This window comes from Flavobacterium sp. N2820 (assembly GCF_025947285.1).
GTDB lineage: Bacteria > Bacteroidota > Bacteroidia > Flavobacteriales > Flavobacteriaceae > Flavobacterium.
The window spans coordinates 910,590-922,814 of record NZ_CP110008.1 but is presented as its reverse complement, the minus strand read 5'-3'; the positions used below and the strand labels follow the sequence as shown (position 1 = coordinate 922,814).

The 12,225-nt window shown below is 30.4% G+C and carries 11 protein-coding genes; 4 read left to right on the top strand and 7 right to left on the bottom strand.

Annotated features, from left to right (window positions below):
• Nucleotides 1–109: 109 nt before the first annotated feature.
• Nucleotides 110–877 carry a hypothetical protein gene (locus OLM52_RS04330; RefSeq protein ID WP_264549916.1) on the top strand — a complete coding sequence of 256 codons (768 nt, stop codon included), beginning with the start codon at nt 110–112 and terminating at the stop codon, nt 875–877.
• Between the two features lie 400 nt (nt 878–1,277).
• Nucleotides 1,278–1,595 (top strand): GIY-YIG nuclease family protein, encoded by a 318-nt coding sequence (locus OLM52_RS04325; protein ID WP_264549915.1) that lies wholly within the window; start codon nt 1,278–1,280, stop codon nt 1,593–1,595.
• A gap of 566 nt (nt 1,596–2,161) precedes the next feature.
• Here the strand turns inward: OLM52_RS04325 and OLM52_RS04320 are convergent.
• From OLM52_RS04320 to OLM52_RS04295, 6 genes are all read right to left on the bottom strand, one after another.
• Nucleotides 2,162–2,605, bottom strand: coding sequence for a hypothetical protein (locus OLM52_RS04320; protein ID WP_264549914.1), 444 nt, complete (start codon nt 2,603–2,605; stop codon nt 2,162–2,164).
• 12 nt (nt 2,606–2,617) lie between these two features.
• A complete protein-coding gene (locus OLM52_RS04315; RefSeq protein WP_264549913.1) occupies nt 2,618–3,121 on the bottom strand; it encodes a hypothetical protein in 504 nt (167 codons plus the stop codon).
• A gap of 17 nt (nt 3,122–3,138) precedes the next feature.
• A complete protein-coding gene (locus tag OLM52_RS04310) occupies nt 3,139–3,684 on the bottom strand; it encodes a hypothetical protein (RefSeq protein WP_264549912.1) in 546 nt (181 codons plus the stop codon).
• Nucleotides 3,681–4,967, bottom strand: a complete 1,287-nt coding sequence (locus OLM52_RS04305) for a hypothetical protein (protein WP_264549911.1) — start codon at nt 4,965–4,967, stop codon at nt 3,681–3,683. The genes OLM52_RS04310 and OLM52_RS04305 overlap by 4 nt, the downstream gene beginning before the upstream one ends.
• A gap of 18 nt (nt 4,968–4,985) precedes the next feature.
• The gene (locus tag OLM52_RS04300) at nt 4,986–6,893 is read right to left on the bottom strand and encodes a fibrobacter succinogenes major paralogous domain-containing protein (RefSeq protein ID WP_264549910.1); all 1,908 of its coding nucleotides are present in this window, start codon (nt 6,891–6,893) and stop codon (nt 4,986–4,988) included.
• Nucleotides 6,894–7,070: 177 nt separating this feature from the next.
• On the bottom strand, nt 7,071–8,921 hold the full coding sequence (locus OLM52_RS04295) for a LytTR family transcriptional regulator (protein WP_264549909.1): 1,851 nt from the start codon (nt 8,919–8,921) through the stop codon (nt 7,071–7,073).
• A gap of 83 nt (nt 8,922–9,004) precedes the next feature.
• Here OLM52_RS04295 and OLM52_RS04290 point away from each other — a divergent pair, with 83 nt between their 5' ends.
• The gene (locus tag OLM52_RS04290) at nt 9,005–9,784 is read left to right on the top strand and encodes a LuxR C-terminal-related transcriptional regulator (RefSeq protein WP_264549908.1); all 780 of its coding nucleotides are present in this window, start codon (nt 9,005–9,007) and stop codon (nt 9,782–9,784) included.
• A gap of 99 nt (nt 9,785–9,883) precedes the next feature.
• Nucleotides 9,884–10,381: a hypothetical protein gene (locus tag OLM52_RS04285; protein ID WP_264549907.1), complete on the top strand. Its 498-nt coding sequence runs from the start codon at nt 9,884–9,886 to the stop codon at nt 10,379–10,381.
• Between the two features lie 474 nt (nt 10,382–10,855).
• On the opposite strand, the gene OLM52_RS04280 is transcribed toward OLM52_RS04285, so the two are convergent.
• Nucleotides 10,856–11,785 (bottom strand): hypothetical protein, encoded by a 930-nt coding sequence (locus OLM52_RS04280; protein WP_264549906.1) that lies wholly within the window; start codon nt 11,783–11,785, stop codon nt 10,856–10,858.
• Between the last annotated feature and the right edge of the window lie 440 nt (nt 11,786–12,225).

The window sequence follows — 12,225 nt, the reverse complement described above, 5'->3', positions numbered from 1 at the left end:
GTTAGTAAGGAGATACGTTCAGTATCACAAAAAAATAATATAGCAATTTAGCTCACTATAAGATGTATAATATCTATAATTAAAATATAAACTTTGAAAAATCAAACAAATGAAAAAAATCATTCTTTTTAGCTTATTAGCTTTATCTACTTTATCTTGTAAAAAAGAAAACACAGAAAATGCTAAAAAATCAGAAGCGGAGCAACTTACTTTTTACAAAAAATTATTGATAGAAGATGTAGCTAAAAGCCTTAAAAAAGAATATTCTAAGGAGCTAACTAACATTTCTGATAGTACAATTGAAAAAATTGCTACTATTCAAACCGATAATTGTAATTGGAAGATTGAACAATTAAATGATACTATTTATTTATCAAATAATTCTGTTACAACATTTAAAAAACAGCTTGCCTTAGTTGATAGTCTTTATCGAAATAAAAAAGATTATACATTGAATTTGTATGATTTATATACAGATTTACATCATAGACAATTAAAAGATATTAGTTTTAATGAAAATATAATTGGATTCTATTGGTCACCTGGTCAAAATACAATATCAGATCACTATCAAAAACTTCTTTTAAAAGATAATGACGTCATAGACTTGGGTAACGGATTAAAATTATTAGCAAAAAAAGATGTGGATTATCTTGTGTCTCAAATGCATTCCAAAGGGTTTAAAAATTATGAATTCTCTTCTGAACCTGGAAGAAATGAAATAAGTATTGTTAAAAATGATAAGGGAAATTATACTTTAGTATTTTTAGCATATGATGAAGATGATGCAGATTGTTGTCCTACTGTAAACGTATCATTTGAGACAGCTGATTTTATTTCAATTACAGCAAATTCTTTGAAGATAGGAAAGGACTAATCGGGAAATTTTTCCCCTTCTCGTGCGCAAAACAAAGTTCAGCGGAGCTTATCCTTTCGTGTTCGTTTAGTTTGTAATGAGATGGTTAAGAGATGCTGAAACGAGTTCAGCATGACAGAGAAGTCCGGTAGTACTACTTGTCAACCTGAACTTGTTTACTTCGTCAATTCGCAAGCTCGGGTCAGGTTCTAGTGAGAGTGTGAAATGAGATACTGAAACGAGTTCGGAATGACAGGATTGAGGTGAGATTCCGAAACGAGTTCGGAATGACAAAAGTAGAAGAGATGCTGAAACGAGTTCAGCATGACATAGAAGTCTGGGAGTATTGCTTGTCAACCTGAACTTGTTTACTTCGTCAATTCGCAAGCTCGGGTCAGGTTCTAAATAAAAACGAATAGCTATGGCAAATAGAGCTTACCATAATTACTGGGTGTATATTCTAACCAACAAACCTAACGGTACTTTATACATTGGTGTTACTGGTGGAATTGATGATAGAATGGAACGTCATGTCAATGGTGAAGGTTCAAAGTTTACGGCTAAATACAAATTAAAAATGTTAGTCTATTTTGAAGAATTTCAATTCATCGACGATGCCATTGCGCGAGAAAAACAGTTGAAAAATTGGCATAGACAATGGAAAATTAATTTGATAGAGGAGCATAACCCTAATTGGGAAAATTTATGGAGAGGAGATGCTGAAACGAGTTCAGCATGACAGGAATGAGGAGAGATTCCGAAACGAGTTCGGAATGACAAAAGAGAGAGATGCTGAAACGAGTTCGGGATGACAAAAGGAGAGGAGATGCTGAAACAAGTTCAGCATGACAGGAAAGAGGAGAGATGCTGAAACGAGTTCAGTATGACAACAGTGAGAGGAGATGCTGAGATAAGTTCGGAATAACAAAAGGAGAGGAGATGCTGAAACGAGTTCGGGATGACAAAAGGAGAGGAGATGCTGAAACGAGTTCAGCATGACAGGAATGAGGAGAGATTCCGAAACGAGTTCGGAATGACAAAAGAGAGATGCTGAAACGAGTTCAGCATGACAAGAAGGAGAAGAGATGCTGAAACGAGTTCAGCATGACAACAGTGAGAGGAGATGCTGAATATCAAAGAAGGTTATGAAGCTTTAGGGTAATACAAAACAATTAGAAAAGAATCAAAAGTTCTAGAGTACTTTGCTTATAGAAATTATCACTACACTTATTAGTATGCCCTAATAGCTAACGGCTTTATAAGTACTACTAAATATTAATAATTGGAAATAACGATATTAACGTTTCATTTTTTTTTCAATTTATCAATTAGTTTTAAAAGCGGTTCACGGTTTTTGGCCTCGTGATATAACTTTGGTAGTTTTTCCAAGAGTGTAAAATGTGAGCGGTCTTTGTGTTCGCGCAGTTTGGCTCCTATATATTGTTCTAAATAGAGCAGATGAGCTTCGTTGTAGGCAAAAAAGATATCGTTTTTAAAAGAGGCATAGTACCAAAGTTCCACATCAAAATAGTCGCATGCTGGTGCTTCAAAATGTGCGGTGTGTCCTAAATGCATCATCAATGTGTTTTTTATTTCATGGTAACCACAATATGAGCAAGTGAGTTTGGCTTTCTTATTTTCGTAATTTACATTTGTTATTGCTTTTTTTTGGCATTTAGGGCAAACAATTGCCACCTCTTTTTGGAAATGCGTCAGACGATAATTTTGGTCTTCAAAGCGATGTTCCATATTTTTTATAGTTTATTTACTTATTAATTCATTTGTTTTTAAAAAGTATTCTACCACAATCCAATAGTCAGCCTCACCTAAATCTATTGTTGAAATACTAATATAGTGTTTAATCGGATGGTTCTCGCTATCATTCGATAGATATACATCTTGGGCTCTATCAGTTAAATAGTTGGTCTTTGTGTAGCCTAATTGGTTTATTTCTGCAATTAAAGTAGCTGCAAATTGTTCACTATAGGGCAAAAAAGTATTTTCTTTATAGCATCTGAACTGGTCAGAATCTTTTGCTAATTTTAATTCTCTAAAGCCTTTTAACACATTGTTTTCATCATAAGAATATTGCACTATATTAATTTCACCATTTGGCATATTTTCTCTTTTGAAGTTGCTGTTTTCCATTGTAAAATAGAGTTCGATGTCAAAAAGTGTTTTGTCTAAATATGCTTGACCAAAAACATTGTTTCCTACCAATAGTATGATTAGAAAAAAGAGGGATTTAAAATTAAGTATTTTCATAATAGTACGTTTATAAGTTAATCAAACCAATGCCCTTTTTTAATGGTATATCCGGCTTCTTTGAATGCTTTAATAATTGCTGTTGCTAAATAGTCGTTTTCTTTAAGAGAAATAAAATATGTTCTAAACAAATCGGTAGTACTAGTGTATTGATTAGAATTTCCATCATCATAGTATTCGTATCGTGTTATGCATATTTTATCGGGTTTGGTTTCAAAGAAGATACCAATGTCTTTAGAGATTAAGATAATGTCTTTCAATGCTACTTTTTGTTGTTCTAAATAGTAGCCTTTTTCAATTTCAAAATGCTGTTTTGTTGTATAATATAGAGTATCATTTTTAATGATAAATGCTTCAGTTGTGACCAAGCTGTCGATATCCATTTTGAATAGGCCTATTTCGTTTCCAGCGGTATCAATTTCAGTATAAACTCTATTGCGCATTTCATTTTCTTGTTGTAGTGTTTTTTGCAGGATTTCTGTTATGGAGTGGGTTTGTGATAAGGAGATATTGTTCAATATTAATCCCATACAGAGTAGTTGAAGTACCTTTATTTTACTCATTTCGTTCTGGTTGTTAAAGGTGAAAAGATACCACTTAATTCTTTTAGATTGAATGCTTTTGATAGCGTAACACCAAAGAAAGGTCTTGGGTTAATTCCTGTATTGGTTATTTCTGCTTGTAAGGTTAATCCAGTTCTAGGTTCTGTAATCCAAGCTCTACCCGCAAAAAATATATCATGACTTCTGTCAGTAGTGATTAAAGAAGAATTTGAAGAAGTTCTAGGATAAAAATTTGAAGAATAGCCAACAGAGCTTTGAATTCTAACGCTTACATCAGCATTTTCTAGCGTTAAAAAAAGCCCAAGAATTCCAGCATTAAATGAATATTCGTTGAATTGTCTTCTCGAACTGGCACCTATTTCAATAGTCCCAGGGATAAAACCTACCACTGTATTAGATTCTAGATTTGTAGGCTCACTAAATTCTTGTGTTAAATTTGTTCTTCTCCAAATAAATTCTAAAGATGGTGCATAAAAAAGTTTTAGATCAGCGCTTTCTTTGCTTTCAAAAATCGGAAACAATACGCTAATATGTGCCCCTATATTATCAGAGACTCTATTTGTAATCATTTTTGATTGTGCGGTATAATTGATATAGGTACTATCGGTTAATTTTTCCAATTTATAAGAGCGTCTTACATTACCCGTTGAGTCTATATCACTCATTGCTCTATTTCCATAAAGACTCAAATAAAATCCAATTTTGTTTTTATTTAATCTGTTTGGCAAATATATGTTTGTTGCAAAAAATAAATTTTGTGCCTTGATGCCGTCTACTAAATCAAAGTTTGTTCCTACATAGGAAAGATATGAGTATTCAGAAATATGATTTTCAATAGCTTTATGTTCTTTAATTGTTAACGTTATTTTTTTATTTTTTGCTTTATTGTTTGATGTTACTTCTTTATCACCGTCAAAGATTTTAATTTCTAATACTATTTTTCGTTCCCTATCATTAAGAGTATCCTTGTTGAGAAGAAAGTATACTTTTTCAGCACCATTTTTTTGGAAATTTTTTTTAGAGAAATCAATTAGTTTATAATCACTTATAGCAAGAGTGGTTTCATCGTTTACAATGGATACTGTGTAGTTATAGTTTTTATATTTATCTGAATCAGGAACATTGCTTTCAATATTTATTGAACTTAAGACATCAATTTGACTACTTTTACTAATAGTCAAAGTATCTGTTTTAAAACCAATGCTATAAAAATCTTGTGCATTCATTGAACTACATCCTAAAATGAAGGCAAGTAGTACTACTAATTTAACTGTTGATTTCATAATTTGATAGTTAATAGATTAATTTTTTATGCAGCGGACCGAAAAACCTGTTACTTTGTCGATATCGAATCTCCAAACCCCTTCAATATCATATGTTAAACTTCGACACCATGCTTCATTAGCTATTGAACTTGATGCACTCCACCAATATCCTTCCGCTCCAATATTAATATATCCTCCATGGTTTGGGCGATAACCACCAGGAAGTCCTGTAAAATTACTATTATTAGTTGCACCTGTATTTGGAGCATTCCATCCAGTAGTAGTTTTCATTTTACCACCTGCTAAATTTTCGCCACCTAAAAAATTAATCAATACCGTCCATTCCGCATCACTAGGAATGTGATAGCCTTCTGGAGCTAGTCCACGAGGATCGTTAACGGCATACCAATTGTATATTTTACCATAAACCGTTCCGTTTGCTGTATTATTTTCATAGTAGCACCAAGCTCCAGTTGTTAATTGATTCCAAGCTGCTGGGTCTGTAACTTGTGGTATTACATCTCCATTTCTATAGCGACTTACATTTAAGTTACTTTTCATCCAACATTGCGTTCCAATAGTTACGGATTCATAAACATTACCATCTATATCGGTACTGTTACCACATGCAGACGCCGCGGTTACGACTATTGGAAAACTTCCAGAAAAACTACTAAAATCGTCAGAATAAGTATAGTTTAAAGAACTGTTTATAGATGTAAATGAGGGGTTACCAATAAATTTAATTTTCAAATTAAGCAGTCCCGTGTTTGATAAAGTTGCATTTTCTAATTGCAGATTGGGATGGTTAACAGAAAACGAAAAGCGTTGCATGATTTGAGAGTTGGCCTCAAATGAATTGACTGTAGTAGTATTAGGTATGTTAACCGATTCAGTAGTAACTAGATTTAGAAGAGGAACATTATTGTTTATCCATACAATCGTACTATTTATTTTTGATATAAAAATATTTAATCGGTTTCTCGCTTTAAAAAAAGTACTAACAAACTCTTTTTGTGTATTGCTGTCTGCATTATTTAAATTGCGTGCATTAACTTCAAAAGGAATCGTTATTGTTTCATTGTTTGTAAGAGAAAGCGGCGCATTTGTAGAAGAAACGTTTCGATTATTGAAACCTAATACGTTATCTAATTTAATACCGACGACTTTATAAACATCTTCAATTACTTGTCCATGAAATTGTCTGGATTTATAAATTCCAGCTAAGGCTATACTTGAAGCAATTATAGTTTTAGTTGGTTCATATGGAGGGGTAACAGCCACTTTACCTGCTATTATAGTTGTTACAATTGCTAACGAATGTTTAAAAACCAAAGCACGATAAAGAGCAAAATCAAAATCAGTTTGTGTTTGTTGTAAGTTTCTACCTTGAATGGCATCATAATTTGTATTGTATACGGCGTCAATTATGGCTTTGTTTGCTTTATAAAACTTAGCTGCTTCTATCTTTTCAACATCGGATAAATTAGCATAATACGTTGTTATTGCATTATGATTTTGTAGAAACGGCGCATCTTCAGTTGAGGTTGTTAATGCACTACCATATTGTTCCTGAAAGTCAATTAATGGTTGTAGTGTTGCTTCACTTGTTTGAGTTAAGATTACATCTACAACTTCATAATTTATTTTAGCATTATTTAGTTCAGAAATGATAAGTTGAGATTTACCTAAGGTTGTCGTTTCATCTACATAAAAGACGAGTTTATTTTCATCGACTTTAGACAATTCAATGGGTTGGTTATTTAATGTACCTATATATGTTTCATTTGATAATTGGATGGTTCCAACATCAATTGTGACACATTGATAACGTGAAATAATGCCGCCATTTTGGTTAATTTGGTTTGTTTCATTTTCATCATTAGCACAAGAGAAAAAAACTACGCTTACAATAAGAATTAAAAAATAGATTGTTGATTTCATAAGAAAATTAATCATTTAATTATACAAATTTGTACTATACAACACACATTATTTATAAATTTTATAAAGTGTAATCAAAATTGAGATATTTTAAGGTTATTAAAAAAAAAATGTCGTGAACAACATAAAAAAGAACGTAAACGGTAGTAGAATTACTGTTTGATTGCTCAATTGTTCTTAATTTATATAAGTTCTAGATTTGGGAATGATGGCTCCATTAGATAATATATATTCTTTACTTGTGTTTTGTTTGATAAAATTTTTATTCACTACATACGATTTATGACAGCGAATGAAATTGGGTGGTAATTGTTCTAATATTGTTTTTATACTTGCTCTAATGAGTTCTTTTTTAGAAAGAGTTACCAATTCTAAATAATGGTCTTCAGAGTGTATGTAGAGTAAATCATTTAAATAAATTTTTGTTTTGTTTTTCAGTGCAATATGGTCAATTATAACTTTTTTTTCAACTTCTTTTAAAGCTTCGTTGATGGCATCATGTTTTTTTTCTATTAGTTGTTTTTCTTTGAGTAGTGCTTTTTTCTTTCGGTCTTCATTTTTCCATCGAATAAAAGAATACAAAGCAATTATAAATACAAAAATTAAAGATATTGTAAAGATGAAACGGTTTTTATTGTATTTTTTATTGAAATTTTTTGCACTTTGAAGTTGTATTTCTTTTTTCTCCAATTCATATTTGTGGGCAGTTTCCATTACTTTTATAATTTCACTATTTTGTAGTAGTGAATCTTGAAGTGCCATTGCTGCTTCTTTTTGTTGAAGTGCATTTTTTATGTCCCCCTTTAGTTTGTAATGTTCTGCTAAGGCATTTAAAAAAAACTTTTTATTATCAGTTTTTTCATTCTTTAGGTTTTTTTGTGCTGCAAATAATAGTTTTTCGGCTTCGTCATAACGATGTTCTTTGTCTGCTACTATTGCTAAACTAGTTTGTGTTGCACCAATGTCAAATTTATTTTTCAACAATAAACGTTTTGATAAAGCAATAGATAAATATTTTTGAGCTTCTTTGAATTTATTTTGCAGCAAATAGTAATGGCCTAAATTATGATAGCACCGGGCAATATTATTTTGGTCTTTAATGGTTTCAAAAAGCACAATTGCTTTTTTTCGATACCAAATAACGGAATCATTTTTATGGGTTAAATCATATAGAGTAGCTATGTTATCGTATCCAATTCCCATAGCATATTTAGTATTATACGATTCAGATATTGCTAATGATTTTTTACTGTAAGAAATTGCTTTTTCATATTGTTTAGATTTTTTAAATAATGTGCTTAAGTTGTTGTAAAATTGTGTCATACTTCTAAGATCATTTATTGACTCACTAATTTTTAATCCTGAAAAGTAAGAGGTTGCAGCTTCTTCTAATCGCACTAGTTCGCTTAGGGTATTGCCTTTATTCATGTAAATTAAAGCTTCTATTTTTTTATTTTTATCAACTTGTGACAATGCTTCATTTAGTACTTCTAATGAAGCATTAAATTGGCCATCAACACGATATAAAATTCCTAATGCATTATTAATAGTGGCGAGTTCTTGAGGAATATTTTCTTGAATAGCAATTTGTTTGGCCAAGGAAGTTTTTTGAATTGCCTCTTTAATTTTCCCCATGGTTTTTAAATTGCGTCCCATATTTTTGTAACTTCTAACTTTTCCAACAGCATCATTAGTTGTATTAGAAAGTGTTAACGCTTGTTCGTCAAGCTTTAAAGCTTCTGCATAGTTGTCTTCTCTTGAAAATATACCCGAAAGTTGATTAAGTATTTCTATTTGTAATTTGGTATCGTTTGCCTTTTTTGCGAGTTGCAAGGCTTCAAGAGCATCATTTTTTGGTTTTTGGATTTCTATTGAAGAATAGGCTTTACTACGTTTTATGAGAAGTTTTGCTTTTTCAAGAGGTAGATTTGTATTATTAATTAAAGTGGTTAAACTATCCACTTTGAGTTCTTGTGCATAGTGGATGTTGCACAAAATAAGTAAGAAAAAAGTTATTATTTTTTTCATTTATTTCATTTTACAAACAAATTTATTATTTTTGAGAACAACATAAAATCCCTATTTATAGTGATTTTTAATCCCTCCTCGCTATGGAAAAGCTACAATTTGATGACATGAAGAAGACTTGGTATGAGATTGCTCGTTATCAAGAAAAAGAAATGGATATAAAGTTTGAGTTAGAGATCCATAAGAAGTTATTAGATATTTTTCAAGTTGGGGATTACTATTATTATATTTTTAATCCTGCAACTGCAAGTTTTGAATATGTAAGTGAAAATGTTGTAAACATAATGAAAGTAGAAAAACCGGATGATTTTACACCTCAATATGTTTTTGAAAATATGCATCCCGACGACCAAAATCGGTTTTTAGCTCATGAACAAAAGGTTGCTGAATTTTTTAGTCGTCTAACACCTGACCAAGTACTAAAATATAAAGTTAGTTATGATTATCGAATGAAGACTACTTCAGGTGATTACAAATGGATTTTAATGCAAACTGTTACAATTCAAACGGATGATCAAGGTGCGGTAATTCGAGTTATAGGAATTCAAACAGATATTACTAATTTAAAAACTAACAATCATCCCTCAGGTCTTTCATTTATTGGATTAGCAGGAGAACCTTCCTATCATAATGTTCTTGTAAATGATATTGTTACCATTACTTCAGATTCTATATCATTTACCGCTAGAGAAAAAGAAATCTTGAAATTAATTCTGAGTGGAAAAACAAGTAGTGAAATTGCATTACTATTATTTATTAGTAAGCACACCGTTGACAGTCATCGGAAAAATATTCTAAAGAAGTCGAATTGTAAAAACAACGCGGAACTAATTGCAAAGGTTGTTAGTGAAGTTTTGCTATAAATTGTGCTGTTTTGGAGGCATTAGTAGCTGTTTTTATTAAAAACTACCCTATATTTGATTCCTTTCGATGTATTGTATAAAAATTATAAAAACAAAATTATGAATAGATTACGGTTGTTATTAGTTCTATTTTTTTTCTTGCCAAATGTTATTTTTTCTCAGGAGGCAAATTTCTCAACGGTAAAAACCAATTCAGGTGAAGTTAAGATTCCGGGTGTTTGGGAACAATTGAATACGATGGATGTTAGTGGTCAGACGTATTTGAAGAATAAAGACGGAGTAGTTATTGCCATTGCTCAAAATCCTAAAAAAGCCTATCCTTTTTTTAAAAGCAATGTCACGGATTTTGAAAATGTAAAATTGTTTTATGTCTGGGATTCCGAATACAGAAAAGAAAATAAATTTAAAACAGCATGGATTAAAGAAAGTGCCAAACAGGAATATGTCATTTGGAAATATACGGATGAAAAACTTGACAATGTGTTTTTGTTTGGTTCAGTGGGTACTAATTTTTTAAATCTTCTGGTATATACTTCTATTTGGACTGAAGAGGAGAAGGTACTCTTTTTAGAAAAAATATATCAGTTGAACAAATAATTCTAATCGAAGCTTGTACTATGACAGGAAGGATAAGAGTTTCGCATGAAATGGAAAAACACAACGTTTGTCAACCTGAACTTGTTTACTTCGTCAATTCGCAAGCTCGGGTCAGGTTCTAAAGAGAGTGTGAAATGAGATGCTGAAACGAGTTCAGCATGACAAAAGAGAGAGATGCTGAAACGAGTTCAGCATGACAAAAGGTGAGGAGATGCTGAAACGAGTTCAGCATGACATAAGAGAGGAGATGCTGAAAACTAGTTTAGCATGACAAGACTTCGGATTGCTTATCAATCTTATGTTCAACTTGCGGATTTTGAATAAGTGGCTGACTTTGACGCATTTTACTATCTGTTAGCACTATTTAATTTTAAAGACAGAACTTCAAATTAGCAATGAACCCGCCATTTTGTGAAACTGCTGTTACAAGATGTCTTTAGTGATTTTTTTTTTCAATGTAACTTAATTTTTTTTCTAATCTAACTTTCTTGTATATAGCAAAACCACAGGAGTTACAATACTACTTTTATGAGGTTTTGAAAAGAAAGTATTAAAATAATCATTATTAAGCCATGCATTAATATTTATCATATTTTCTGATAATATTGAAGTATTTGCATCTATAAGTTTTGCAAAATAATTAGAATTATTAGAAAGACAGAATTTAATTTTGCTAACCTCTTTAAAATTTGGCTCAAAACTTTTGTTGTTTTCATCTAAATGGCAGATTAACTCAATAAAAACAAATATTGGTTGTTTTTTTAAAATTATTTTTTCATCAAAAATATATTCAATTTTATTTTTTTGATTTGGGCGTAGGTATAAAGTATCAGTAGAGGTTATTAAATTTCCTAGTTTAGCTTCTTGAATACCAATTTTTATTGGTGGTTCTTCGAACTCGTATATTTCTATTCGATAAGCTGTTTTATGTTTTATTTTTTCAACAAAAAATTCAATTTTATTAATTTCTAAATCCTTATTTGTTTTATTTTCAAATACTAAACCATATAAATTATCTTTAGATAAGCCGTTACTTCTTCTTCTAACAAATTTATTTTTTTCTCCAAGTATAATTTCGTTATTAATATTAGTTAAGACTATTTCATTTAAAATTTCAATTTTTTCGTTCATTAAAATTATATTAGATATTTTGTCTATACTTATTTTTTTTTCTTCGTAGTTTAATTTTCTTAAAACAATTGTATCAAAAATAATATTTATAGGCAATATAGTTTTGCTTTCATTATTACAGTAATCTGCGTAAACTATTTTTTTGTTGTAAAAAAGTTCGTATCTAACATCTTCAATAAAATCTAATGTTTCATTATCTATAACTACAAATTCTTGACAAAATGCGCAATTAATAAAGAAAAAAGATACAAATAAATATAATTTTAGTTTCATAGTAATATTTTTTATTATAGGGTTGTATAAAATAACCCTTTATTATTTATTTAAGGATAAGACACTTGATCACATGGAACTGAAAGATTACCTCCATTTGCATTTTGAACAGGATCTGGTTCTCCAGTAACATTAATTCCAAAGACATAATAATTTGAGTAAACTCCTTTTTAATATTTTGTCAACGTCAGATTGAGCTTAACAACTATTTACAACTATAACAATTTAATATGAGTAATTATATCAGAAATTAATTTTATAATTAAAAGTAAATAAACACCTTTTATTATAATTTTTTTTGTTGATTCTTCTATTTTTAAAGGTTTTGTTAATTCAAAAACTAAAAATAGTATAATTAATAGGTACACAATTATCTTTGCAATATTGTTCATATATTTATATTAAAAATGAAAAAAACTAAATTATTAAATATTTTTATA

What these genes read in the sequence shown, in the direction of transcription:
- OLM52_RS04330 (WP_264549916.1), top strand. Translation starts at nt 110, where the DNA reads ATGAAAAAAATCATTCTTTTTAGCTTATTAGCTTTATCTACTTTATCT.
- OLM52_RS04325 (WP_264549915.1), top strand. Translation starts at nt 1,278, where the DNA reads ATGGCAAATAGAGCTTACCATAATTACTGGGTGTATATTCTAACCAAC.
- OLM52_RS04320 (WP_264549914.1), bottom strand. Translation starts at nt 2,605, where the DNA reads ATGGAACATCGCTTTGAAGACCAAAATTATCGTCTGACGCATTTCCAA.
- OLM52_RS04315 (WP_264549913.1), bottom strand. Translation starts at nt 3,121, where the DNA reads ATGAAAATACTTAATTTTAAATCCCTCTTTTTTCTAATCATACTATTG.
- OLM52_RS04310 (WP_264549912.1), bottom strand. Translation starts at nt 3,684, where the DNA reads ATGAGTAAAATAAAGGTACTTCAACTACTCTGTATGGGATTAATATTG.
- OLM52_RS04305 (WP_264549911.1), bottom strand. Translation starts at nt 4,967, where the DNA reads ATGAAATCAACAGTTAAATTAGTAGTACTACTTGCCTTCATTTTAGGA.
- OLM52_RS04300 (WP_264549910.1), bottom strand. Translation starts at nt 6,893, where the DNA reads ATGAAATCAACAATCTATTTTTTAATTCTTATTGTAAGCGTAGTTTTT.
- OLM52_RS04295 (WP_264549909.1), bottom strand. Translation starts at nt 8,921, where the DNA reads ATGAAAAAAATAATAACTTTTTTCTTACTTATTTTGTGCAACATCCAC.
- OLM52_RS04290 (WP_264549908.1), top strand. Translation starts at nt 9,005, where the DNA reads ATGGAAAAGCTACAATTTGATGACATGAAGAAGACTTGGTATGAGATT.
- OLM52_RS04285 (WP_264549907.1), top strand. Translation starts at nt 9,884, where the DNA reads ATGAATAGATTACGGTTGTTATTAGTTCTATTTTTTTTCTTGCCAAAT.
- OLM52_RS04280 (WP_264549906.1), bottom strand. Translation starts at nt 11,785, where the DNA reads ATGAAACTAAAATTATATTTATTTGTATCTTTTTTCTTTATTAATTGC.